This is a genomic window from Mariniflexile sp. (assembly GCF_052728615.1).
Genome location: NZ_JBFVFE010000032.1, coordinates 1 through 24,472, shown reverse-complemented (window position 1 = coordinate 24,472; position 24,472 = coordinate 1). Strand labels below are relative to the sequence as shown.

Genomic DNA, 24,472 nt, shown 5'->3' with positions numbered 1-24,472 from the left:
CTGCCTTCGCAGAAGTGTCAAAACCAAAAGATATAGCGGAAAACCCGACCCTTGGGTAACGCCCAAATTAATAATACAACGCGTCGGTTTTTAAATTCAAAAAACGTTGAGTGGCTATGTGGGTGCTTATCCAGGTAATGATGATGCCCAAAGCAAAAATAATGGCGAAAAGCAGCACGATTAAAACGGGGCTGTTTAATAAGCCTAGGTCTGGAAAGGTTTTGTTGATGTAATACAGCACGATTGCCATGCCTATTAGTGCTATTGCAGCCCCAATAATGCCCAAACGAATGCTTTTCCAAACAAATGGGCGACGTATAAATTGTTTGGTTGCGCCCACCATTTGCATGGTTTTTATGGTGAATCGTTTGGAATAAACGGCTAACCTGATGGAACTATTGATTAACAACACGGCAATTAATGTGAAAATACCGCTGATGACCAATACCCAAAAACTTATTTTTTTCACGTTTTCGTTCATGAGGTTAACCAAATCGTTGTCATAAGTTACTTCGTCCACAAAGTTTTTTGAGGTGGCTTCTTCCGATATTTTTTCGAGGTGCTCTGAGGTTACAAAATCGGCTTTTAAGTGTACATCAATGGAGTTTTGCAATGGGTTGTAGCCCACAAAATCCATAAAATCCTCGCCGTTTTCGGCTTTTAAAAATTCGGCGGCCTGTTCTTTGGTAACGTATTCAATGGATTTTACGTAATCTGCCATGGCCAAACTTTTTTCAAGTTGCTTAATTTCAACTTCCTTAGCGGTTTCTTTTAAATAAATAGTAACAACCACTTGTTCTTTAAAATGATCGGATACTTTTTTGGCATTTAAAACCAGCAAGCCTAACAAACCTAACAAAAACAAAACCAAGGCAATGCTTAATACAACCGAAAAGTATGAGGAAATTAGTCGGCGTTTTTGGTCTCTTTCAAAAGATGAACTCATAAAAATAGTGGATTAATGCTGCAAAAATAGTAAAGTATAATCAATCTCTATTATATAAACTAAAACATATCAACATTGTTGTTTAAGGGGTGTAAATTTTAACCATGTTCCAAATAACATCGGGGATCAGCAATTCACCCAAATCTATCCATCCCTTAAAAATATATCCAGAAAATAGTATTGGTTTGATTTTTACGAATTCAGCAGACCTTTAGTCTATTTTATAGTCTATTTTAAAAAGACACCCTTTACTTTATAATGGTTTAGTTGATGACCGCTTTTGGTTTTTTGCTTATGAGATATACACCAATAATAACCAGAAAGCAACTGATTATTTTAATGATGCTGATGTCGTCGGCATAGGTTTTATTGTTGAAAAAAACGGATAAAATGATGACGATAATAAAACTAAGGGCAGGTTGTGTATAGGTGTAACTTCCGGCTACAGATGGAGAAACTTGTTTGAGCGCATAAATATTAAACAGGAAGGTACAAAAGGTTGTGAAAACGATAACGAAACCAATAATTAGATAAGTATTTAAGGTAAAAGACCCATAATTAGTGTTATAAATAACATCCTTTAGGCCAATTGGAATTAAAAATAGCAATCCAAATAAAAACACCCAGAATATAATGGTTATAAAGTGGTATTTAGCCATTAAAGGTTTAACTACCACTTGATAAAGCGAAAAGAAGCACACGTTAAGAAAAACCAATAGGTTTCCTATAAAAGAACTGGTTCCTTGACTGGCATGTCCATACCAAATAAGACTAATGGCACCCATGGCGCCAATACTAAGCCCCAAGAGTTTATAATTGGTGATTTTTTCTTTTAAAAGAATGGCGCTAAGTATAAAAACTACGGCGGGTGCCGAGGTCATGATAATGGACGTATCAATGGGCGAGGTCAAACTTAAGCCATGAAAAAAAACAAGCTGATTGAAAGAAGCACCTAAAAGACCGCAAAGCGCCAACCTAAAAACATCTTTTTTCTCAATTTTTTCTTTAATGAAAAATTTGACGCAACCAAACAGAATAAGAGCCCCCAGAACCCGAAAGAAACCCAACGGGGTTGGGTTGATTTTATTGGGCATAATGCCTTTTGCCACAAAATGGTTGATGCTGTAAATTAAATTTGCTCCAAATAAGGCAAGGTGTGCTTTGAAAATAGTTTTAACCAAATTTTATACGCTTATTTTTGATTATGCATCCAAAAGTAAGCTAATATTTTATAAAGCGTTTGTAGATTCATTTTTTGTGCATTAAGTGTCTATATTTCTATTTAAACCTTAAATTTGCGCTTTTAAAATGGCTCGCAAAGTCGCAAAGCCGCAAAGTTTTAATGATTTAGTTATAATAAGTCTTTGCGTTTCTGAGCCTTGGCGAGAAAAAGGAAATTTATGAAATACAATTTCAACGAGATAGAAGCCAAATGGCAAGATTATTGGGCCAAAAACCAAACGTTTAAAGCTGAAAATAATTCAGAAAAACCAAAATTTTATGTGTTGGATATGTTTCCGTATCCAAGTGGTGCGGGGTTGCATGTTGGGCATCCGTTGGGTTATATTGCGTCCGATATTTATGCACGTTACAAACGCCATAAAGGGTTTAATGTGTTGCATCCGCAAGGGTATGATAGTTTTGGGTTGCCGGCAGAACAGTATGCTATCCAAACAGGGCAACATCCGGCGTTGACAACTGAAGAAAACATAAAAACATACCGTCGTCAGTTAGATCAAATCGGATTTTCGTTCGATTGGTCTCGCGAAGTTCGTACTTCCGACCCAAGTTATTACAAATGGACACAATGGATTTTCATTCAGTTGTTTGAATCTTGGTATAATAACGATTCCAATAAAGCTGAAGACATTTCAGAATTGGTAAAACTGTTTGCTTCGGAAGGAAATGCCAAAGTCAATGCGGTTTGCGATGATGCTATTGAAGTGTTTTCTGCAGAAGATTGGAATGCGTTTTCATCTGAAAAACAACAACAAATATTATTGCAATACAGACTGACTTATTTAGCGGAGACCGAAGTAAACTGGTGTCCTGCATTAGGAACGGTGTTGGCAAATGATGAAATTGTAAATGGTGTTTCCGAACGTGGTGGGCATCCTGTTGTCAGAAAAAAAATGACCCAATGGAGCATGCGAATTTCGGCTTATGCAGAACGTTTGCTTCAAGGGTTGGAAAAAATAGATTGGACGGATTCGCTTAAAGAAAGCCAGAGAAATTGGATTGGGAAATCGGTGGGGGCTTCTGTAACTTTCCCCATCCTATCCTTCCCCAAAGGGGAAGCGAAAGTTGGCTCGCATACGCGGGCGGGCTATATGACTGGTGGGAATAATTCGCATTTAATTTTAGATCGAGCCAAAGAAATGCGAAAAGAACCAACAGAAGCTGAAAAACTTCTTTGGGAAGAATTACGCAATAAAAAATTAAATCATAAAATAAGACAGCAACATCTAATAGAGGATTTTATTGTTGATTTTGTGTGTTTGTCAAAAAAGTTAGTTATTGAGGTTGACGGTGATTATCATAATGGTGAAGCGCAAAAACAATTGGATGCAGAGGGAACTTTAAGACTAAATAATGAAGGTTTTGAAGTCATAAGATTTACAAATAATGAAGTTCTTTTCAATATAAGTAGTGTATTATCTAAAATAAAAACTATTTTGGATAACAGTAAAAGTTATAACGAGTCAAAAGAAGAAGATTCAAGAGAGTACCGCAAGAGTAATCACATAACGTCACCCTCTCCTTTGGATAGGGCCGGGGTGAGGATATTCACCACAAGACCTGATACCATTTTCGGAGTTTCTTTCATGACGCTTGCTCCTGAACACGAGCTTGTTGAACAAATTACAACTCTAGAACAAAAAGCGGAGGTTGACGCTTATGTTTTAGCATCTTCAAAACGAAGCGAGCGCGATAGAGTGGCGGATGTAAAAACCATTTCAGGTGCTTTTACGGGAGCTTATGCTGAACATCCGTTTACTAAAGAACCCATTCCGGTTTGGATTGGCGATTACGTATTGGCAGGTTACGGCACAGGCGCAGTTATGTCCGTGCCATGCGGCGACCAACGCGATTACGATTTTGCAAAACATTTTAATATCCCGATTCCTAATATTTTTAGCCCCCTAACCCCCAAAGGGGGAACTGAAACCCCAGAGAATTTAATTGCAGATGAGGCCTTTACTGAAAAGTCCGGATTCATTTTAAAAAATTCGGGGTTTTTAGATGGTTTAGGCTATAAAGAAGCCACTAAAAAAGTCATTGTCGAATTAGAAAAACTAGGCCAAGGCCAAGGGAAAACCAACTACCGTTTGCGCGATGCAGTATTTTCGCGACAGCGTTATTGGGGCGAACCTTTCCCGGTGTATTATGTGAATGGGATGCCACAAATGATTGATGCCAAACATTTACCAATTCGTTTGCCCGAAGTTGAAAAATATTTGCCAACCGAAACCGGCGAACCGCCCTTAGGTAACGCCACCGTTTGGGCTTGGGACACAAATAAAAATGAAGTTGTTTCAAATGACTTGATTGACAATAAAACTATTCATCCTTTAGAACTTAATACGATGCCAGGGTGGGCAGGAAGTTCGTGGTATTTTAATCGCTATATGGATGCGCATAACGAAAATGAGTTTGCAAGCAAAGAAGCATTAAACTATTGGAAAGATGTCGATTTATACATCGGCGGAAGCGAGCATGCCACAGGGCATTTATTATATTCTCGTTTTTGGCAAAAATTCTTGTTTGATAAAGGGTTTGTGCCTGTAGATGAGTATGCTAAAAAACTGATTAACCAAGGGATGATTTTGGGGACTAGTGCTTTAGTTTATATGGAAGCAATTTGGTATTCTTATTCTCCGAGCAAGAATGTTAAAAAATTCCATCCAATTAAGTTGAGATTAAGGTTTAATTCAAAAAACACTTTTTCAAAGGTAGCTGATCCATATCAAGATGATATTAGAGAGCAAGATTGTTTGGAACGAATTAAAGATTATTTACCAAAACATTTTGATCAAGTGTTTGGAATTGATACCTCAGTCGCAAGAGAATTTAAAAATAAGTCCAATGATGAAATTGTTGAGTCATTGAAAGGAAATTTATTATTTAGTTTTCACCCTATCCATGTTGATGTAAGTTTAGTCAATAGTTCAAATGAGCTAAATTATGAAGGGTTTTTAGAATGGAGAAAAGAACACAAAGAAGCGGAATATGTTTTTGAAAAAGATGGAACTTTTATAGTAGGTCGCGAAGTCGAAAAAATGTCCAAATCCAAATACAACGTGGTTAATCCAGACCAAATTTGTATTGATTATGGCGCAGACAGTTTACGTCTTTACGAAATGTTCCTCGGCCCTTTAGAGCAATACAAACCTTGGAATACCGCAGGTATTACAGGTGTTCACAATTTCCTTAAAAAACTGTGGAAACTCTACCATCAAGGAGAAGACGGAAGTTTTTACGTCAAGAGTTCCCCTCCTTCAGAGGGGTTAGGGGAGGCCTTTAAAACCCTCCACAAAACCATTAAAAAAGTAGAAGAGGATATCGAGAACTTCTCGTTTAACACCTCGGTTTCAACTTTTATGATTGCGGTTAATGAGTTGACTGCCCAAAAATGTGCCCGTAAGGAGATTTTAGAACCTTTATTGATTGTGTTATCGCCTTATGCACCACATATTGCTGAAGAATTATGGGAACAGTTAGGGCATAACGAATCCATTTCAACAGCCCCATTCCCAAAATTTGATGCCAGTTATTTAGTGGAAAGCAGTAAAAACTACCCGATTTCTTTTAACGGAAAAATGCGTTTCACTCTGGAATTACCAATGGATCTTAACGCAAAACAAATTGAGGAAGCGGTGATGGCAAACGAAAAGACACAAGAACAATTGGCGGGTAGAGCACCCAAAAAAGTGATTGTTGTTCCTGGGAAAATTGTGAATATTGTAGGGTAACGATGTTGCGTTAGGGATAGCAGTGGAAAGCCCACAGCGCTCCCGCTTTTTGCGGGAGCGCGAGGACTTGTAACGAATAGCCCGACCCTAAGGGTAACGCCCAAATAATTATTTCTATTTTATGAAATTTGCATTATGAATGATATCGAAATCATAGGTTTTATCGCCGCCATTTTAACAACGACGGCCTTCTTGCCGCAAGTATGTAAAACCTGGAAAACAAAAGATGTTTCGGGTTAGTCATTACCCATGCTAACAATTTTTTTTTGACATCATAGCTTGGTTGGTTTAAGGGATATGTATAAACAGCCCATCTATAATCATGGCGAATACCATTACCGTAGTGTCTTCATTTTCACTCATTTATTTTAAAATAAAATATAACAAAAAATAGTGTCCCAAAAATGCTATATGATGATTTTTATCATTTTATTGCATCAAAAAAATGTCTAATAAATCCTTAAAAAATACTATTATTTTATTGTTTTTTCAATGAATTTTACTTTTTGTCTAAAAAAAATCATAATATTTTGAATATATTCCGATATTCTCAATCAAATATTTTAATTTTGCACCAGTTTTAAAAAATTATCTAGATATGAAATCGCCGTTAACAACAAGTTTGCGCAAGCAAACACCGATGAAGATAAAGCGATTCCATATGGCCATTAAAAAAACAAATATTATCTACATATGAAAATTGGTGTTCCTATTGAAATTAAAAATAATGAAAACAGAGTGGGTATGACGCCTTCAGGGGTGTTTGAACTTACCAAAAGAAACCACACGGTTTACGTACAAAAAAATGCAGGTTTTGGTAGTGGTTTTTTTGATAAGGATTATGTGGGAGCCGGTGCGACCATTCTTGATACTATTGAAGAAGTGTATGCCGCTGCAGAGATGATTGTAAAGGTTAAAGAACCTATTGAAGAAGAATATGGTTTAATAAAACATGATCATGTAGTGTTTACTTATTTTCATTTTGCTTCCAGCGAACCGCTTACGCATGCGATGATTGCCAGTGAAGCTGTTTGCATTGCTTATGAAACGGTTGAGGATGAAAACGGTACCTTGCCTTTATTGATACCAATGAGCGAAGTAGCAGGCAGAATGTCTATTCAGCAAGGTGCTAAATACTTAGAAAAACCAATTAAGGGCCGGGGTATTTTATTGGGAGGTGTTCCGGGAGTGCCACCAGCACATGTTCTGGTTTTAGGGGGTGGCATTGTTGGTATCCAAGCTGCTAAAATGGCTGCGGGATTGGGCGCCAATGTGACTATTATGGATGTTAATATGAAGCAGTTACGGTATATTTCCGATATCATGCCAGCAAATGTGAATACCGAATTTTCTAGCGAATATAATATTAGAAGACATTTGCCAAAAACCGATTTAATTATTGGTGGCGTGTTGTTAAAAGGCGCCAAAGCACCAAAATTAATTACCAGGGATATGTTGAAAGATATGCGTCCGGGAACGGTGGTTGTAGATGTGGCGGTAGACCAAGGTGGTTGTTTTGAAACTACCAGACCAACCACGCATCAAGACCCCACCTATATTATTGATGATGTCGTGCATTATTGCGTTGCCAATATGCCCGGGGCGGTACCTTATACCTCTACGGTAGCATTGACCAACGTAACCTTGCCTTACGTTATTAAATTAGCAAATGATGGTTGGGAGAAAGCATGTGCCAACAGTGCACCATTGGCAAGAGGATTGAATATTGTAAAAGGCAAGATTGTTTATAAAGAAATTGCGGAAGCATTCGATTTGGAATTTGCTGAGTAAACATAAAAGCAAATATACTCAAACAATATTGTCCGACTAAAGATTATAGACCGCTTCGCTGTTAGAATAAAGAAAATAGATTTGATTCTAACTAATTGAAAAACAATATAAAATACATTGATGATTTTTTAAATGACGTAATTATTATTTTTTCAAAAAAACAAGGTGTTTTAATATAAATCCCTGTAAAGTCAATAAAACCAATACGATAAGGCATCACAAAATATTTTAACCGGACAACATGATACTCAAACAAAAAGCCCTGAGATATAATTTCGGGGTTTTTTGTTTTATGGAATGACTGACAATATTTCATACATAATAAATGGCGTTATTTTTGTTATATTTAATCCGTAATTAAAATTTAAAAACAATGATTGGATATTATATATTATTAGGTGCCATTGCTCTTGTTAGCTGGTTGGTGAGCAGTACATTAAAGCGAAAGTTTGAAAAATACTCCAAAGTACAATTGCGCAACGGGATGAGTGGAGCCGAAATTGCCGAAAAAATGTTGGCAGACCATGGCATTACCGATGTAGAGGTCATTTCTACCCCAGGGCAATTAACAGACCATTATAATCCAAAAAACAAGACAGTAAATTTAAGTGAATCGGTTTACAACCAACGGAACGCCGCCGCTGCTGCGGTTGCTGCCCACGAATGTGGCCATGCGGTACAACATGCCCAAGCTTACGAGTGGCTAAAAATGCGTTCGGCTTTAGTACCTGTTGTCAGTGTAACTTCTGGTATGTCGCAATGGGTGGTTATTGGTGGTTTGTTGTTAGGTGCCGCCGCCGGTATAGGCATTGGTTATTACGTAGCGGTTGCGGGTTTGATCATGATGGGTTTTGCAACGATATTCAGCTTTATAACCTTACCTGTAGAGTACGATGCAAGTAACCGTGCCTTGGCTTGGTTAAAGAGCAAAAACATGGTGTCCCAGCAAGAATATGCCGGGTCTGAAGATGCACTTAAATGGGCGGCTAGAACATATTTGGTTGCTGCCATTGGTGCTTTGGCATCATTGGTATATTGGGCGCTTCAAGTATTTGGTGGCTCAAGAAATTAAAACCATTTAAAATATAAAATGAAAGCTCTGGAATTTTTCAGGGCTTTTTCGTTTCTTTATACATCATAAAATCACATAATGGATCAACCTTCAAAATATTATAAAAAACATTTAAAAGTCTATAAAGCCGAAGTTGAAAAACTTCATAAAAAAATGACGACTTTAAGCATCTATCGGGTTTTGGTTTTTGTAATAACAGTTTTTGGAATTTATTTCAGTTTTAATCAGTGGCAAGTCGCGGTTTTGATAGGAATAATTGGTACGGCCATTTTTCTATATTTATTATCAAAGTACAATGATGTTAAAGCTGAAAAGCGGTTCAATGAAGCTTTAGTAAACATTAATAATGATGAAATAAACATTGCTTCTGGAAATTTTCATGATAGAGATACAGGTTTGGTTTTTCAAGATGCCAATCACTTTTATAGTTTGGATATCGATTTGTTTGGCAGAGGATCTTTTTTTCAATTCATCAATAGAACCACCATCAACGAAGGCACTCAAAAATTAGCCGATGCCTTAAAAGCGAATCATATTAAAAATATTGTTGAAAGACAAGAAGCGATTAAGGAATTAAGTACTAAAGCAAAATGGCGTCAACATTATTCGGCAACATCCAGTTTGGTAGCTGTTGAAACGCCAGCAAAACAGATCATTATATGGTTGCAACAACATCAGTCATTTTTACCACAAATAGCAAAATGGCTTCCTTTGGGTTTTACGCTCATTTCAATACTCGTATTCGGGTTAGGAATTTTTGATGTTATTAATGCCACTTTTATTGGGTATTGGTTGCTTATAGGCTTGGGGATTTCAGGTGTTTATGTGAAGAAAATAAACATACTATCTGCCAATTCCGATAAGGTTAAGGACACCTTTCGCCAATACGCCTCCCTTTTGAGTTTGATTGAAAACGAGACTTTTTCATCAGGATTATTACAACAAAAGCAACAACAAATCCAACAGGAAGGCAAAAAAGCATCCGTTATATTTAAGGAATTTTCAAAGTCGTTGGATGCTCTGGATGACCGCATTAATCTTATATCGGCTATTTTTGGGAATGGCTACTTTCTGTCCGATATAAAAAACAGCTATCACGTAGAACAATGGATCAACGAACACGCCCATAAAGTGTCGGATTGGTTTGAAGTCGTCTCATTTTTTGATGCGTATAATTCCTTTGGAAACTTTGCCTTTAACCACCCCGATTTTGTGTTTCCAACTATTGAAGAAAATAATGTAGTTATAAAGGCGGAACGTTTAGGGCATCCGTTGTTAAACAAAAGCAAGCGTATAGATAGTGATTTAACTATAAATAACGAACAGTTTTTTATTGTTACGGGCGCTAATATGGCAGGAAAAAGTACGTTTTTACGAACGGTGTCTTTACATATTGTGATGGCGAATGTGGGTTTGCCTGTGTGCGCTAGAACAAGTCGTTATTCGCCAGTAAAATTGATTACCAGCATGCGGACGACCGATTCGTTGACCGATGACAGTTCGTATTTCTTTTCAGAATTAACACGCTTAAAGTACATTGTTGATGCTATCGTACAAGAACCTTATTTTATTGTTTTGGATGAAATTTTAAAAGGTACCAACAGCACCGATAAAGCCATTGGTTCCAGAAAATTTGTCGAAAAACTAGTCGCTTCCAACGCAACAGGCATTATCGCTACCCACGATTTAAGTTTGTGTGCCATTGAAAAGGAACTGGAAGATGTAAAAAACTATTATTTTGATGCTGAAATCATTAAGGACGAACTTCATTTTGATTACACCTTGAAAGAAGGCGTATGCAAAAACATGAACGCGTCTTTTTTATTGAAGAAGATGAATATTGTGTGAAGGGATGACGGGAGCTGGGAGACCGATGACGGAAGACAGAAGACCGATGTATGTGTCCACAACTGTAAGAACTCCCTCTTCAAAAACTTTTTAACTTTGCGTCTTTGAGACTCCGCGGCTTTGCGAGAGAATAAAAAAAATTGATTAGCGAGTAACGATTTTGGATTGACGATTGACGATTAACGAATTTAAAACTTTGCGTCTTTGCGCGCAATCTTTAAGCTAAAACACGGAACATTGAACTTTAAATCAAAACTCCCCAACGTAGGCACCACCATTTTTTCGGTAATGAGTGGTTTGGCAACAAAGCACCATGCCATTAATTTATCGCAGGGTTTTCCAGATTTTGATAGCGACCAAAAACTCATCGATTTTGTTAGTCGTGCCATGAATTCCGGTTATAATCATTATGCGCCCATGCTTGGAAATTTGGAACTTCGCGAAGCCATTGCAAAAAAATTCGAGTTACTTTACAATACAAGCTACCATCCAGAAAATGAAATTACCGTAACCGCAGGGGCAACCCAAGCTATTTTTACCATCATTTCAACTTTTATAAAACCGAATGACGAGGTCATTATTTTTAGGCCAGCTTATGATAGTTACCAACCCAATATTGAACTAAATGGCGGAAAAGCCGTTTCTGTCCAATTGCAAGCTTCCAACAATTTTAAAGTGGATTGGAATGACGTTAAGGGTAAAATAACCAGTCGCACCAAAATGATTATCATCAATACGCCCCATAATCCAACGGGTTCTGTGTTTTCAAAAGAAGATATGCTTCAATTGGAAAACCTTACCAGAAACACCAGCATCATCGTGTTGAGCGATGAGGTTTACGAACACATGATCTACGATGGCGAAACCCACCAAAGCGCCTGTTTGTTTCCCGAATTAAAGTTGCGAACCTTTGTGGTGGCATCATTTTGTAAAACCTTTCATAATACGGGATGGCGCATTGGGTATTGTTGCGCGCCAAAGGAATTGATGCAGGAGTTTGTTAAAGTGCACCAATTTAATGTGTTTTGCATCCATCACCCTACCCAAAAAGGAATTGCCGACTATATGCAAGAGCCAAGACATTATTTAGATTTATCAGATTTTTATCAAAAGAAACGAAATTTATTCTTAAATTTAATAAAGGATTCCAGGTTTAAATTTACGCCTTCAAAAGGCACCTATTTTCAAGTGTTGGATTACTCAAATATAACCAATGAGAATGATGTTGGTTTTGCAAAACGATTGACCATAGAATCTGGAATTGCTTCCATTCCGTTATCCGTTTTTAACACGAATTATCTGGATAACAAGGTGCTTCGGTTTTGCTTTGCTAAAACAGAGGACACCTTAAAAAGGGCCACAGATATTTTGAACAGCATTTAAGCGATTAAGAGGTCCAAAAAATAAAGAATATTTTAAAATCAAAGATTATGAAATTATTAGCAGTATTATTATTATTTTTAGGGATAGCCATAAGCGCCCAAGCACAAGAAGTCGATTTTAACGGCACCATTTATAAAGTGAAAAGGAAAACTATTTTACAAAATGGTGAGGATGTAACAAGTAAACTATCGGAGGCGGAGCAAACCAGTATCCGTGAGGCTTTAAGCAGAAAAGAAGCTTTGGAAGCCGAACATAGAAAAGCTGAAAAAGCAGTAAAAGATGCCGAAAAAGAGCAAAAAAGAGCTGAAAAGAAACAAAAAAAGGCTGAAAAAGAGTTGAAGGCAAGAGAGAAAGCGCAGTCTAAATTTGAAGATGCAAATAAAGATTATACTAAAGCCACGGCAAAATACGAAAAACTAAAAAAGAGAGGGAAATTATCGCCTAATGATGAGGCCAAATGGCTTGAGAAAATACAAGATTTAAAAGAAGATATTGATAAAACAAAAAGAAATCTTTAAGGTTTTAATAAAAAATGTAAACACATGAAACGAGCATATTAAAAGCATTATCACCCAACGAAATGATTAATAGCGAACAGTCCCGATAGCTATCGGGATAAAAAACAATAATATAAACATATGAAATTTATAAAACTATTAACTTTATTATTGTTTTTAACAATCATTTTTGGCTGTGCAAGCTCCGAAAGGGTTATTAAAGACGGGAAAGTTTATACCATAAAAGGTAATAAGATTTTACAGAATGACATGGATATATCTAAAACTTTGACTTCAGAGGAAAAACAAGCAATACAAAGCGTTTTAGAAGAAAGATTGGCTGCTGAAAAAGCTGTAGAAGCAGAAAAAGAAGCACTTGAGGCCAAACAAAAAGAATTAGAAAAAATCCAAGAAAAAGCAGAAGCAGAACAAAAGCGCATAGAAACGCAACAAGAAAATCTTCAAGACAAACTTCAAGCCAAAGAAGATGCAAGAAAAGACTTTTTAAAAGCGAATGCAAAACTTAAAAAGAATAAGGAAAAACATCAAAAACTTCATGATAAGGGTAAACTGTCGCCTATTGATGAAGAGGAATGGGCCGAAAAGCTGAAAGAACTTCAAGAAGAAAAAGATAAAGCAGAACAAACATTTAACAACTTATAATTGCAAGACCAACTTAAAATAGCCATCATTCAGTCGGATTTGGTTTGGGAAAACCCCAAAAAGAATCGAAAAAATTTTTCAGAAAAAATTAAAGGTATTTCCAAGGAAGTGGATTTAATAGTGCTTCCTGAAATGTTTACAACCGGGTTTACAATGAACGCCGAAACTGCTGCCGAAACTATGGACGGAAAAACAGTAGCTTGGATGCGTAAAAAGGCCTCAAAAACAGGTGCCGCCATTGTTGGGAGCCTTATTATTTCTGAAGCTGGAAAATTTTATAATCGATTGCTTTTTGTAGAGCCATCAGGCACCATTACAATTTACGATAAAAAGCACACCTTCACGCTTGCAGGGGAGCATAAAGTGTATGCATCAGGCACTGAAAAAGTGGTAATTCAATATAAAGGTTGGAACATTTGCCCGTTGGTTTGTTACGATTTACGATTTCCAGTTTGGGCAAGAAATATTGAAAACTATGATGTTTTAATGTATGTAGCCAACTGGCCAAAACCACGGATTTTGGCATGGGACACCCTGCTTAAAGCACGTGCCATTGAAAATATGTGCTATACCATTGGGGTGAATAGAGTGGGACTGGATGAAGCGCAAAACGAATACTCTGGAAACTCGGCAGTTTACGATGTTTTAGGAAATGCCATAACATCCATAAAACCAAATAGGGAACAAGTGGAAGTGGTTACTTTAGATAGAAACCATATCAGTTTTTATCGCAACAAACTTAAATTTTTAGATGATAAAGACACCTTTATTCTGAAGTGAACTCCAGTGTTTCAGGATATCCCCAATCGGCTCTCACTTCAATTTCCTTAAAGTGGCTTACGCGTTCGGGTTGGATCTTTTTTAGGTAATTTCCTGTGTCGTATTTCTTGTTGCCATTCGCATCGTGTATCACCCGTATGTAATACGTACCGGGTTGTAAATTTAAAAAATCGATGTCTTCCTGTTTTGTAGCATACTGTTCTGCTTTTACTTCCCCTTTTTCGTCCGTCAATTGAATGATGAGCGGATAGTTGGCATTCAATAATGTAAATCGCACAAACCCATAGTCGGAGGCTTTTTTTGTTGCAAGCGAATACCTTAAAGTATCATTTTTATTATTAAAAAAATCTGTAAAAGCTTCAGGCATTAGTTGCATGCTATATTTGTTTTCTTCTTTCTTTTTAAAGTTGAAAACGTATGTGTTATTTATGGTGTCAAACGTTGTGTCAAAATCAACTTTGGTGGAATCTTTATCCATTAAGCTCACTTTTGAAGCGTCAAAACCAACCAATGGAGTGCTGCCTCTAATGTTAAAAGCTTCGGTTAAGCCAATAGTTCCCGTAGGGTCAGCTTTCAAGGTCAATGTGTCCTTTTTCTGTTTTCTGATTTTTACGATAAAGTCTTTATCATAATTTTTATGTGAAATATTAAAAATAAGCGAATCCACTTCCAATTTCGGTTTGTACCAATAGTGGAGTGTGTCCTTTTTTTCATCTTTTGTAATGCGATACTCAAAATCGGCAGGTACATCAGATTTTATATTGATTTTCATTTGTGTATAATCGCCTTCATAGCCAAAAGCAATTTTTTCCGAAGCCGCCAAAAAGGGTCTGGAAGGTTTTAAATCTAAATCTTCCCCAAATAATTTAAGGGTATATAATGTATCTGTAGGTACTGTTATAATGCTTTTATAAAAGGCGATTTGGTCTGTTTTTTGTTGAAATTTATTATCGCTATTACCATCTTTTAAAGCCATGATCATGTATTTTCCGGCTTTAATATTATCGATGGAAAACGTAGTGACACTATCGAGAGTATTGGTAATGTATTTGGGTACTTTCGTGTAAACTATGGAATCGTTAAAGGTAGAATCTACCTCATAAAGCGCCACGTTTACAAAAGGTTCGGTCTGTTTTTTCAAGGCGTCCATTATAGTGCCTTTTACGCTTAGCGAATCAATATAACTGCCAGTAGAAAACACATAACGATAGTAGGGGTACGGATTTCCTTCATTATTATCAACAATACTGTTTCCAAAATTAAAGGCATAAGTGGTATGGGGTTGAAGCGTGTCAAAAATTTTAATAGTTATAAATTTGCTGGCACCACCTAGCGGTGTAATTTCCGGTTGGGTTGTCATTGGTGGCGAAATAATAAGCTGTTTTTGTAGGTCTTTAATCTTTATATACTCATCAAAATAAATCTTAATGACCTTGCCCTTAAAGTTTGTGCTGAAGTTTTTAGGGATTTCATCAACAATTTTAGGCGGTTTTTCGTCCTTAGGGCCACCTTCCGGAGTGCCTCTATTGGCGCAATTAACAATTACAAGACCAATAAATACAAGTAAAATAAAATTTGAAAGGGTTTTGTTCATTACCAATTTTAAATATGTTGCAAACCTACATAATTTTAGAGATATAACGGTTAACTGTTTAGGCTATTGCCATGGTAGCAATACTAATTTTAATGTTTTTTGCATGGTTCAATACAGTTATACAGGCTTCCAAAGTAGCGCCTGTGGTTATTAAATCATCAACCAAAAGCACGTGTTTGTTTTCTAAAGGTTCAGGGTTTTTTATGGCGAACAATTCATCGGTATTGTTCCAACGGGCAAACCTGTTTTTAATGGTTTGCGACGTGTTGTTGGTTACTTTTATAAGCACGTCATCTCTATAATCGGCATCTAAAGCTTTGGCAATTTGCTGTCCAAATTTAGCCACTTGGTTGTAGCCTCTTTTCTTTAGCTTATTTTTATGCAAAGGCACAGGAATAACGACATCAATGGATTTGTAATTATCCAAACCCTTTAATTCGCCACCCAACCAATTTCCTAACAAAAAACCAATGGTTTCATACCCTTTATATTTCAACCCATGAATAAGTTGTTGCACCAAACCCTTTTTTTCGAACCGAAAAAGTGCTGTACCGTTTTCAATTTTTGCACGCCCATAAAGTACTTTTTTAACAGCATCTTCGTTATCAAAATGAAAATTGGTAACAGGTAAGTCGTGCCTGCAATTAACACAAATGGTGTCCTCATTATCGTTCAGCAAGTTTAGGCATGCATAACATACTTTCGGAAATAATAAATCGACAACAGGTTTCAGCATAAAATATAAACTTAATTATTTGGGCGTTACCTTTATCCTGAAACAAGTTCAGGAACCAGGTCGTGCTTTCCGCACTCGCTTTTTTGCTCCTACGGTCGCCAAAAGAGCTCAAACAAATGCTCCAATCCCTAACGCACTTAAAAATAAGCAAATTCACACTTATATTTACCGATTTATCTATTAAGTTAACACGGTTGTTGCATAGGAAGGCGGAGCAATTAAAAAACAAATCTTGTAAGTTTTTTTTAAACCTTACAAGATTTGAAGCTTTTAATTTTGAATTACAAGTTTTTGTGTCGTATTGATTTCGCCTTCTATCTGAATAAAATAGATGTTGTTAGATAACCTTGACACATCTATTTGAGAAGTATTTTCGGTTATATTTTTTTCAATCAAAATACGTCCATTTACGTCAACAATCCGTATTAGGTCATATTTTCTGGAAGGCGTGTAAACCGTTATTTGTTGATTAGCTGGATTTGGATATACAGCTATCTTAGAATTGTTAAAATCGGTATCTAAATTATGTTCATCACTTAAAGTTTTGTTATTAGAACTAAAGCGCAGTGGTGTTACGCCGCCGCCGCCATCACAATCTGTTGGTATATTTTTGGTGTACCATGCCGATACGCCACAGTTATTCCTAGCCCTAATTTTTACAGTCATTCCATAACTGCTATCTATAGGGTCCACAAAAACAGTGCTTATACCATTATAAGTACTACTATTAACGTTTGGAATTACCACTTTGCCCCCCGAAATAATCCATTCATACTGATAAACACCCTCAATATCCGGTGATTGCTGCGCATTTATTTCTCCCATGGTACAGCCAAATACGGGAACGTGGGATAATTCATTAATTGTACTGGGTACACCTACCCAAATTGTTTTGGTTATTAAAACATTTTCACAATTAGAGCCTACAGATGCTGTTAAAATAGCATTCCCATTGTAACCTCCTACTGGTGTTAATGTTGCATTGTTACCATTTTGTATTAAAGTAAAACTACCAGATGGTGTAACACTCCAGTTAACAGTAGCACTTGGCGATAAATTATCTACTGTATATGTTTGTGAATTAGGATTACAAATCTGGTTTGCCCCCAAAATTTTTAAACCCAACGTCCCTGTACAAGCAGTTGAAGCACAAGAATAAAAAGCTACATTATTTTTTAACTCATCCATAAGCCAGTTACCATTGTTTAATGTAAACTGGATATGTTGCTCACTACTTAAAGGGTTTGTATAAAAATTATCAAAAGGGCTATTTTTAGGAGCTTTGGGTGGAGACAAAGGAGAATATGCCTTATTCAAATCTCCTATACCTATAGTTTGGTTGCCACCCCCAATGTCTAAACTACTAAACGTTGGTATAAAATTAAATTGGTCTTCTACAAGAAAGCCCTGTATTACTGGTGGTAAAGGAACAAGCGCATTAATATCATATATACCACCATTGGCATTATCTAACGGCAACATAGATGGGGAAGAATTAACTGTTTCCTCGTCTATTAAATCTTCATAAATAATTATAAAACCTAAAACGGCTTTTCTAATAAAAATCTTTCCTTAGTAAATATTTTTGGATTGTAGGTTTGGAAGTGCTTTTAAATTGAATTGTGCTTTGATGTCTGTATTTGTTGAAACCACAGTAGAAAGAAATTTTAAAGGGTTTACAGATAAAGCATTAATTGTGCCTAAGGTAAGAATAGAAATCACATACGGTAAATCTATTTTTTCATTAACATCCAATATAGTAGCATTATCTGCAAAACCCAGAGGCGTACCACATTCAGACCCATTGGCAATGGCAATGTTTCTTATACCATTTTGTTGGGGATACCCCATATTACTGTATTCTGTACTAAAACTATCATGTAATGTGCTGTTGTTTATAGAAACATTATCTCCTGTACCTTGTAATTGGTAAATGAGCATTTGTTGTGCTGCTGGACTTTGCAACAGTGCCAACCCGTCTTCCAAATCGGGGGCAATGTCTGTAATATCCAAAATATTAACATTAAATAGGCTAAAAAATACTGGCAAGCTAATTTGCTCGCCCACCAAATGCCTTACCATGGCTTGGTATGCCAAAGGCACATTAGCCCCTTGGTGCGGTACATCGTGGCTTATGTATAGTTTAGTGTCGTGGGTTTCTTGGTTAATTTCCATATCCCGCAAGGCATAACGTGCTACCAAACCACCCATACTCATACCCAGCACTACATTTTCTTCTACATTTGGATTGTTATTTTTGTTTTTCTCAGTATTTACCCAAGCTATTACTTTTTCTACCATATAAGCGTTACGCTGTATATAATCGGTGCTGTTTAAAAAATCTATAAATACCAAATCATAGCCCTCATCTTCAATAGCTTGGTTTAGAGTTAATTCTGAACCTAAATTGATTACTCGATTTATACCTCCAACATTTGCGGTATTTATCAATCTGTTGTAATTAAAACTATTATCGGGGTCAAAGCCTTCCACTACAATCAACGGTTTGGTTAATTGGGTATGCCCTGGCGCAAGCTCTACGGTTACCAAGCCTGAAGTACTGCTCCCCTGCCAAGGGTTGCCTGTAATAATTTGGGTTGTTTTACCAGAACCATTAAATCTTGCTGTTGTGCCACCTTGTGGCGCTATATAATCTACCCAAATTTTGGAATGGCTGTATAAGGTTGGTCCACCACTATACACAAACTTCACTTTAAGTTCCTTTTCGCCTCCAGAAGTATACGTAATACTTTGAGCGGTGTTAAGCGCAATGGTTTGGTAACCTTGCCCATTATCAAAATCAACTTGCACTTGTGAGATTGTAAGTCCAGAATTTGAATATATTAATGAACTTGGTAATTTAAATGTAAAGGTATTACCCTGTAACTGCTTTTTTAAAGGGGCAACCCCAAAAATGGTTTTGGTATCGTAAGGGTTTCTGCCCGCTACATCGTAAATACGGTCGTTATTTACCGTAACATCGCCATTGGTTTGCGCATTGGTTTTATATTGTTGGTAATTGTAATATTGTGCTGCCACTAAAACATCTTCGGTACTGTTGGCTTGTTCGGTTTTAAGGTTGTCGAAAACAGTATTTGGTGCTACCATATTTTGGGCTACTGTTCCCACACGCATGGTATAAAGCGAACTGTAAAGCGATTGCCATTGGGTTTTATCAACTAAATTGTTGGTGCTGATTACACCATTATAGGCTTCTACCTCATTAAAACGGATGCCAAATTCCTTTAGATAGCCTGTGGTAACTTTGGTTTTATCAATATTACCAAAAACATGTTGCATTCTATTATAATAATCTGTGTTTTGTGAATTACATAAATAAAAGGCAATAAAAAAGAATGTAAAAATTAATAGTTTTCTCATAATTAAAATGGATTAAAAAGATTATGTTATTACGGAATATATTGCAGGTCAAACCTTCCATTAGTAATACTTATTATTTCTTTACAATCATCTGAAATTGCTTGAAACCCAAATGTTCCTGAAACAATAAAATTTACTTTATCTAATTTTTTTATTTCTACAAACCCTTTTTCAGATAAAGTTGTATAGTAAAAACAGTTTTTATCTTCTCTATAGTACTGCCCTTTCATTGTGTTATCATTATTAAGAGTATATGTAATATTCTCAGCTATTTGCTGTCCGATAATCGATTCACTAATAAATATACTTACTTCGGAGAAAAAATTATTGACATCTATTTCTCCTGCTATTGAAAGCCCACCTCCTTGATATATTGCTGTCATATTTGTTGTATTTGATACTACGAAAGGTTTCCCATTCACAAGGCATCCAAAAGTATTTTCGCCAGTTTGGGTAGCAGGTGGCAACTTGTCGATAGGGTTTGATGGGGTGTCGTCGTCGTTTTTGCAGTTTGTAACTGCCATGAGCATTAGGCTAAAAACTATAAGTGTTGTAAATGTTTTCATGGGGTTTATTTTATTTGTTTATAAGTAAATTAAAACTACTAAATTATTATCAGTTTTAGTTACGGTTTTCCCACAGTTCATGTTATGTTTGTGTTAAATCTAAAGCGATTGCCATTGTGTTTTATCAACAAGATTTCCAGAACTAATAACACTGTCATAAGCTTCCACTTCATTAAAACGAATACCGAACTCTTTGAGATAGCCTGTGGTAACTTTGGTTTTATCAATGTTGCCAAAAACATACTGCATACGGTTATAGTAATCGCTGTTTTGAGCATTACTAAAGAATAACTGAACAAATAGTAGCGTGAAAATTAATAATTTTTTCATTTAGATTGGTTTTTAGATTAATAGCTTTAGGTTTTTATGGAATATATTTCATGTCAAAGCGACCATTGGTGATTTTGATATCTGGACAACCATCCTTTTTAGTTGAGAATTCAAAGCTTCCTGAGATGATATAGTTTGTTTTGTCTATTTTGGAAAAATTTATAGAGCCTTCAAATGTGTTATCAAAATCATATAAGCATCTATTTTGATTTGAACTAATCAAAAAATTAGCCTTTTGATTTGGGAGGTTTGTTAAACTGTAATTCTGTTTTACTTCAAATGGGTCTAGTACAATTATTAAAATGCTTTCTATAACTTCGTTTGTAATGATTTCACCACTTATTTGAATCCCACCCCCTTGATAAATAGCTGACATGTTTGAGGTGTTATTAGGGATTTTTGCTTTTCCATTAACCAAACACCCAAACGTATTCTCCCCAGTTTGTGTAATTGGTGGTAGTAGTTCTAAAGGGGTTAAATTATCGTCGTCGCTTTTGCAGTTTGTAAAAGCCATAAGCATTAGGCTGTAAATTAAGAGTGTTGTAAGTGTTTTCATGGGGGTCTGTTTTAATTGTTTCCACATAAATTAAAGTTAATAAATTATTGTGTGTTTTAGTTACGGGTTTCCCGCAGTTCATGTTATGCTTTGGTTAAGATTGTAACTGTTTGTTTAAGGTTTCAACTCCAAAAATGGTTTTGGTATTATAAGGGTTTCTGCCCGCTACATCATAAATACGGTCGTTATTTACCGTAACATCGCCATTGGTTTGCGCATTGGTTTTATATTGTTGGTAATTGTAATATTGTGCTGCCACTAAAACATCTTCGGTACTGTTGGCTTGTTCGGTTTTAAGGTTGTCGAAAACAGTATTTGGTGCTACCATATTTTGGGCTACTGTTCCCACACGCATGGTGTAAAGCGAACTATAAAGTGATTGCCATTGGGTTTTATCAACTAAATTGTTGGTACTGATTACACCATTGTAGGCTTCTACCTCATTAAAACGGATGCCAAATTCCTTTAGATAGCCTGTGGTAACCTTGGTTTTATCAATATTACCAAAAACATATTGCATCCTATTATAATAGTTATTGTTTTATGCAAAAATTTGAAAAAAAGAAAACAGAAAGATTCCAAATAAGATTAATTTTTTCATAATGGTTGGTTTAAAAATATTAGAAATTTATTAAGGGATATATTTCATGTCGAAGCGACCATTGGTTATATTGACTATTTCACAGCTGTCAGTGTCCGTTGAAAATTCAAATGTACCTGAGATGATATAATTTGTTTTGTCTATTTTCGAAAAAGTAACATACCCCTCGTATGTGTCAATATATTCATAGTAACAGATTTCGGTCCCCTGATTTTGTTTTGTAAATTTTGCTCTGGATATACCTTCTCCAATTCCCTTAAAGTAATATGGTGTATTAATTGTAAAAGGATCTAATACAACTATGTAAACCCCCCCCCGCTCCAAACTGAATTCCACCTCCTTGATATATGGCAGTAATTTGTCTACTATTAGTAATGCTAATAGGGTTACCATTGTTTAAATAACCAAAGGTGTTTTCACCAGTTTGTGTAGCTATCGGGAGTTGATCTATTGGGTTTGTTGGGGTGTCGTCATCGTTTTTACAGTTTGTAACTGCCATAAGCATTAGGCTGTAAACTAGAAGCGTTGTAAGTGTTTTCATGGGGTTTATTTTATTTGTTTATAAGTAAATTAAAGCTACTAAATTATTATGAGTTTTAGTTACGGGTTTCCCACAGTTCATGTTATGTTTTGGTTAAGATATTTAAAGATTCTTGTCTAAATTTATATTGAGCTAGGTCGATATACAGGAATGGTTGCCATTGGATTTTATCAACTAAATTGGTGGTACTGATTACACCATTATAGGCTTCTACCTCATTAAAACGGATGCCAAATTCCTTTAAATAACCTGTGGTAACCTTGGTTTTATCAATATTACCAAACACATGTTGCATGCGGTTGTAGTAATCATTATTTTGTGCATTACCGCTAAAAAAGGTAATACAGAGTAGTGTAAAAACGAGTCGTTTTTTCATAATTAGAATGGATTAAGATGTTTAAAATTTTATATCATGGGATGTATTTCATATCGAAGCGTCCGTTGGTGATGTTTATATCTTCACAATTATTAGTAACAGTAGAAAATGAAAATGTTCCTGAAATGAAATAATTAACTCTATCTATTTTACTAAATATTAAATTTCCTTCATATGAGTCTTGGAAGTCATAATGACATCCTAATTGAGGATTTGGATCAACAAAAAATCTAGCCTTACCTGTTAAATCATATTCCTCATTAATTTCTATTGGATCACCTAAAATCATAGTTATGCCCCCCCCACCAAATTGAAGCTGACCTTGTTGGAAAATAGCTACTTGTTGGTTAGTGTTGGTTATCACGGAAGGCTCTCCATTAACCAAACACCCAAAGGTATTCTCCCCAGTTTGTGTTGGTGGCGGGAGTTGATCTATTGGGTTTGTTGGGGTGTCGTCATCGTTTTTGCAGTTTGTAACTGCCATAAGCATTAGGCTGTAAATTAAGAGTGTTGTAAGTGTTTTCATGGGGTCTGTTTTAATTGTTTCTACATAAATTGAAGTTAATAAATTATTGTGAGTTTTAGTTACGGGTTTCCCGCAGTTTATGTTATACTTTAGTTAAGATTGTAACTGTTTGTTTAAGGTTTCAACTCCAAAAATGGTTTTGGTATCATAAGGGTTTCTGCCAGATACATCATAAATACGGTCATTACTTACGGTAACATCGCCATTGCTAACCGCGTTGGTTTTGTATTGCTGGTAATTGTAATATTGTGCTGCCAATAAAACATCTTCGGTACTGTTGGCTTGTTGGGTTTTAAGGTTATCAAAAACAGTATTTGGTGCTACCATATTTTGGGCTACCGTACCCACCCGCATGGTATAAAGCGAACTGTAAAGCGATTGCCATTGGGTTTTATCAACTAAATTATTGGAACTTATTATACCATTGTAGACTTCTACCTCATTAAAACGTATCACAAATTCCTTTAGGTAGCCTGTGGTTACTTTGGTTTTATCAATGTTACCAAAAACATGTTGCATTCTATTATAATAATCATTATTTTGTGAAAAACTTTGAGAAAAAGAAAACAGAAAGATTGCAAACAAGAATAGTTTTTTCATAATGTTTGGTTTTTTAGATTATTAGTTAGAAGTTTATGGTATATATTTCATATCAAAGCGACCATTGGTAATTTTGATATCTGGACAACCATCTTTTTTAGTTGAGAATTCAAAGGTTCCTGAGATTATATAGTTTGTTTTATCTATTTTAGAGAACTTTATAAATCCTTCGTAAGTATTACCATATTCATAATAACAAAATGTACTTTCTTGAATTTCTTTTGTGTATCTGGCTCTAGCTGTACCTTCACCAATGTCAAGAAAATCATAAGGAATATTAGTTGTAAAAGGGTCTAAAGCAACTATATAAACCCCTTCCCCCCCAAATTGAACAAAGCCTCCCTGATAAATAGCTGTTATTTTATTACTATTAGTTATAAATAAAGGATCTCCATTAATCAAACACCCAAAGGTGTTCTCACCAGTTTGTGTGGGTGGTGGCAATTGATCTATGGGGTTTGTGGGGGTGTCGTCGTCGCTTTTGCAGTTTGTAACTGCCATAAGCATTAGGCTGTAAACTAGAAGCGTTGTAAGTGTTTTCATGGGGTCTGTTTTAATTGTTTCTACATTAATTAAAGTTAATAAATTATTGTGAGTTTTAGTTACGGGTTTCCCACAGTTTATATTATGCTTTGGTTAAGATTGTAACTGTTTGTTTAAGGTTTCAACTCCAAAAATGGTTTTGGTATCATAAGGGTTTCTGCCAGATACA

24 protein-coding genes are annotated in these 24,472 nt (G+C 35.9%); 9 read left to right on the top strand and 15 right to left on the bottom strand.

Features of this window, described 5'->3' with window-relative positions; translation table 11 throughout:
• Positions 1-67 precede the first annotated feature (67 nt).
• Both ACU1LP_RS12525 and ACU1LP_RS12520 read right to left on the bottom strand, forming a co-directional pair.
• Positions 68-946: a cell division protein FtsX gene (locus ACU1LP_RS12525; RefSeq protein ID WP_445733187.1), complete on the bottom strand. Its 879-nt coding sequence runs from the start codon at positions 944-946 to the stop codon at positions 68-70.
• A gap of 263 nt (positions 947-1,209) precedes the next feature.
• A complete protein-coding gene (locus tag ACU1LP_RS12520; RefSeq protein WP_445736427.1) occupies positions 1,210-2,127 on the bottom strand; it encodes a DMT family transporter in 918 nt (305 codons plus the stop codon).
• Between the two features lie 219 nt (positions 2,128-2,346).
• Here ACU1LP_RS12520 and ACU1LP_RS12515 point away from each other — a divergent pair, with 219 nt between their 5' ends.
• The 9 genes from ACU1LP_RS12515 to ACU1LP_RS12475 all read left to right on the top strand — a co-directional run bounded on the left by ACU1LP_RS12515 (position 2,347) and on the right by ACU1LP_RS12475 (position 13,953).
• Entirely contained in the window at positions 2,347-5,919 is a 3,573-nt protein-coding gene (locus ACU1LP_RS12515) for a leucine--tRNA ligase (protein WP_445736426.1), read from the top strand.
• Between the two features lie 135 nt (positions 5,920-6,054).
• A complete protein-coding gene (locus ACU1LP_RS12510) occupies positions 6,055-6,159 on the top strand; it encodes a PQ-loop domain-containing transporter (RefSeq protein ID WP_445734611.1) in 105 nt (34 codons plus the stop codon).
• 453 nt (positions 6,160-6,612) lie between these two features.
• Positions 6,613-7,710 (top strand): alanine dehydrogenase, encoded by a 1,098-nt coding sequence (ald, locus tag ACU1LP_RS12505; protein WP_445736425.1) that lies wholly within the window; start codon positions 6,613-6,615, stop codon positions 7,708-7,710.
• Positions 7,711-8,083: 373 nt separating this feature from the next.
• A complete protein-coding gene (locus ACU1LP_RS12500) occupies positions 8,084-8,782 on the top strand; it encodes a zinc metallopeptidase (protein ID WP_445734877.1) in 699 nt (232 codons plus the stop codon).
• Between the two features lie 78 nt (positions 8,783-8,860).
• Complete coding sequence (locus ACU1LP_RS12495; protein WP_445736424.1) at positions 8,861-10,630, top strand: MutS-related protein; 1,770 nt, start codon at positions 8,861-8,863, stop codon at positions 10,628-10,630.
• 237 nt (positions 10,631-10,867) lie between these two features.
• On the top strand, positions 10,868-12,013 hold the full coding sequence (locus ACU1LP_RS12490) for a methionine aminotransferase (RefSeq protein ID WP_445736423.1): 1,146 nt from the start codon (positions 10,868-10,870) through the stop codon (positions 12,011-12,013).
• 47 nt (positions 12,014-12,060) lie between these two features.
• The gene (locus ACU1LP_RS12485; protein WP_445736422.1) at positions 12,061-12,531 is read left to right on the top strand and encodes a hypothetical protein; all 471 of its coding nucleotides are present in this window, start codon (positions 12,061-12,063) and stop codon (positions 12,529-12,531) included.
• Between the two features lie 120 nt (positions 12,532-12,651).
• A complete protein-coding gene (locus tag ACU1LP_RS12480) occupies positions 12,652-13,173 on the top strand; it encodes a hypothetical protein (RefSeq protein ID WP_445736421.1) in 522 nt (173 codons plus the stop codon).
• Complete coding sequence (locus ACU1LP_RS12475) at positions 13,174-13,953, top strand: amidohydrolase (RefSeq protein WP_445734247.1); 780 nt, start codon at positions 13,174-13,176, stop codon at positions 13,951-13,953.
• Here the strand turns inward: ACU1LP_RS12475 and ACU1LP_RS12470 are convergent.
• The 13 genes from ACU1LP_RS12470 to ACU1LP_RS12410 all read right to left on the bottom strand — a co-directional run bounded on the left by ACU1LP_RS12470 (position 13,940) and on the right by ACU1LP_RS12410 (position 24,303).
• The gene (locus ACU1LP_RS12470) at positions 13,940-15,547 is read right to left on the bottom strand and encodes an Ig-like domain-containing protein (RefSeq protein ID WP_445734248.1); all 1,608 of its coding nucleotides are present in this window, start codon (positions 15,545-15,547) and stop codon (positions 13,940-13,942) included. The two genes, ACU1LP_RS12475 and ACU1LP_RS12470, sit on opposite strands and share 14 nt — an antisense overlap.
• 58 nt (positions 15,548-15,605) lie before the next feature.
• Positions 15,606-16,283: a ComF family protein gene (locus tag ACU1LP_RS12465; RefSeq protein ID WP_445734249.1), complete on the bottom strand. Its 678-nt coding sequence runs from the start codon at positions 16,281-16,283 to the stop codon at positions 15,606-15,608.
• Between the two features lie 270 nt (positions 16,284-16,553).
• Entirely contained in the window at positions 16,554-17,765 is a 1,212-nt protein-coding gene (locus tag ACU1LP_RS12460; RefSeq protein ID WP_445734250.1) for a T9SS type A sorting domain-containing protein, read from the bottom strand.
• 90 nt (positions 17,766-17,855) lie between these two features.
• Positions 17,856-19,664: a hypothetical protein gene (locus ACU1LP_RS12455; protein ID WP_445734251.1), complete on the bottom strand. Its 1,809-nt coding sequence runs from the start codon at positions 19,662-19,664 to the stop codon at positions 17,856-17,858.
• A 29-nt stretch (positions 19,665-19,693) separates the two neighbouring features.
• Entirely contained in the window at positions 19,694-20,230 is a 537-nt protein-coding gene (locus tag ACU1LP_RS12450; protein ID WP_445734252.1) for a DUF6252 family protein, read from the bottom strand.
• A 99-nt stretch (positions 20,231-20,329) separates the two neighbouring features.
• Positions 20,330-20,560, bottom strand: a complete 231-nt coding sequence (locus tag ACU1LP_RS12445) for a hypothetical protein (protein ID WP_445734253.1) — start codon at positions 20,558-20,560, stop codon at positions 20,330-20,332.
• A gap of 34 nt (positions 20,561-20,594) precedes the next feature.
• On the bottom strand, positions 20,595-21,116 hold the full coding sequence (locus tag ACU1LP_RS12440; RefSeq protein ID WP_445736420.1) for a hypothetical protein: 522 nt from the start codon (positions 21,114-21,116) through the stop codon (positions 20,595-20,597).
• Between the two features lie 94 nt (positions 21,117-21,210).
• On the bottom strand, positions 21,211-21,636 hold the full coding sequence (locus ACU1LP_RS12435; protein ID WP_445736419.1) for a hypothetical protein: 426 nt from the start codon (positions 21,634-21,636) through the stop codon (positions 21,211-21,213).
• Positions 21,637-21,991: 355 nt separating this feature from the next.
• Positions 21,992-22,258, bottom strand: a complete 267-nt coding sequence (locus ACU1LP_RS12430; protein WP_445736418.1) for a hypothetical protein — start codon at positions 22,256-22,258, stop codon at positions 21,992-21,994.
• Positions 22,259-22,340: 82 nt separating this feature from the next.
• Positions 22,341-22,634 (bottom strand): hypothetical protein, encoded by a 294-nt coding sequence (locus ACU1LP_RS12425; RefSeq protein WP_445731794.1) that lies wholly within the window; start codon positions 22,632-22,634, stop codon positions 22,341-22,343.
• Between the two features lie 34 nt (positions 22,635-22,668).
• Positions 22,669-23,160 carry a hypothetical protein gene (locus ACU1LP_RS12420; RefSeq protein ID WP_445731793.1) on the bottom strand — a complete coding sequence of 164 codons (492 nt, stop codon included), beginning with the start codon at positions 23,158-23,160 and terminating at the stop codon, positions 22,669-22,671.
• 93 nt (positions 23,161-23,253) lie between these two features.
• Entirely contained in the window at positions 23,254-23,760 is a 507-nt protein-coding gene (locus ACU1LP_RS12415; protein ID WP_445736417.1) for a hypothetical protein, read from the bottom strand.
• A gap of 33 nt (positions 23,761-23,793) precedes the next feature.
• Complete coding sequence (locus tag ACU1LP_RS12410; protein ID WP_445736416.1) at positions 23,794-24,303, bottom strand: hypothetical protein; 510 nt, start codon at positions 24,301-24,303, stop codon at positions 23,794-23,796.
• Positions 24,304-24,472 lie beyond the last annotated feature (169 nt).

Coding starts and splice junctions, on each gene's coding strand:
- ACU1LP_RS12445 (WP_445734253.1), bottom strand. CDS start 20,560: ATGAAAAAATTATTAATTTTCACGCTACTATTTGTTCAGTTATTCTTT.
- ACU1LP_RS12525 (WP_445733187.1), bottom strand. CDS start 946: ATGAGTTCATCTTTTGAAAGAGACCAAAAACGCCGACTAATTTCCTCA.
- ACU1LP_RS12410 (WP_445736416.1), bottom strand. CDS start 24,303: ATGAAAACACTTACAACGCTTCTAGTTTACAGCCTAATGCTTATGGCA.
- ACU1LP_RS12460 (WP_445734250.1), bottom strand. CDS start 17,765: ATGTTGCCGTTAGATAATGCCAATGGTGGTATATATGATATTAATGCG.
- ald (WP_445736425.1), top strand. CDS start 6,613: ATGAAAATTGGTGTTCCTATTGAAATTAAAAATAATGAAAACAGAGTG.
- ACU1LP_RS12515 (WP_445736426.1), top strand. CDS start 2,347: ATGAAATACAATTTCAACGAGATAGAAGCCAAATGGCAAGATTATTGG.
- ACU1LP_RS12450 (WP_445734252.1), bottom strand. CDS start 20,230: ATGAAAACATTTACAACACTTATAGTTTTTAGCCTAATGCTCATGGCA.
- ACU1LP_RS12440 (WP_445736420.1), bottom strand. CDS start 21,116: ATGAAAACACTTACAACACTCTTAATTTACAGCCTAATGCTTATGGCT.
- ACU1LP_RS12500 (WP_445734877.1), top strand. CDS start 8,084: ATGATTGGATATTATATATTATTAGGTGCCATTGCTCTTGTTAGCTGG.
- ACU1LP_RS12455 (WP_445734251.1), bottom strand. CDS start 19,664: ATGAGAAAACTATTAATTTTTACATTCTTTTTTATTGCCTTTTATTTA.
- ACU1LP_RS12470 (WP_445734248.1), bottom strand. CDS start 15,547: ATGAACAAAACCCTTTCAAATTTTATTTTACTTGTATTTATTGGTCTT.
- ACU1LP_RS12425 (WP_445731794.1), bottom strand. CDS start 22,634: ATGAAAAAACGACTCGTTTTTACACTACTCTGTATTACCTTTTTTAGC.
- ACU1LP_RS12465 (WP_445734249.1), bottom strand. CDS start 16,283: ATGCTGAAACCTGTTGTCGATTTATTATTTCCGAAAGTATGTTATGCA.
- ACU1LP_RS12480 (WP_445736421.1), top strand. CDS start 12,652: ATGAAATTTATAAAACTATTAACTTTATTATTGTTTTTAACAATCATT.
- ACU1LP_RS12435 (WP_445736419.1), bottom strand. CDS start 21,636: ATGCAATATGTTTTTGGTAATATTGATAAAACCAAGGTTACCACAGGC.
- ACU1LP_RS12415 (WP_445736417.1), bottom strand. CDS start 23,760: ATGAAAAAACTATTCTTGTTTGCAATCTTTCTGTTTTCTTTTTCTCAA.
- ACU1LP_RS12495 (WP_445736424.1), top strand. CDS start 8,861: ATGGATCAACCTTCAAAATATTATAAAAAACATTTAAAAGTCTATAAA.
- ACU1LP_RS12485 (WP_445736422.1), top strand. CDS start 12,061: ATGAAATTATTAGCAGTATTATTATTATTTTTAGGGATAGCCATAAGC.
- ACU1LP_RS12420 (WP_445731793.1), bottom strand. CDS start 23,160: ATGAAAACACTTACAACACTCTTAATTTACAGCCTAATGCTTATGGCA.
- ACU1LP_RS12430 (WP_445736418.1), bottom strand. CDS start 22,258: ATGAAAACACTTACAACGCTTCTAGTTTACAGCCTAATGCTTATGGCA.
- ACU1LP_RS12510 (WP_445734611.1), top strand. CDS start 6,055: ATGAATGATATCGAAATCATAGGTTTTATCGCCGCCATTTTAACAACG.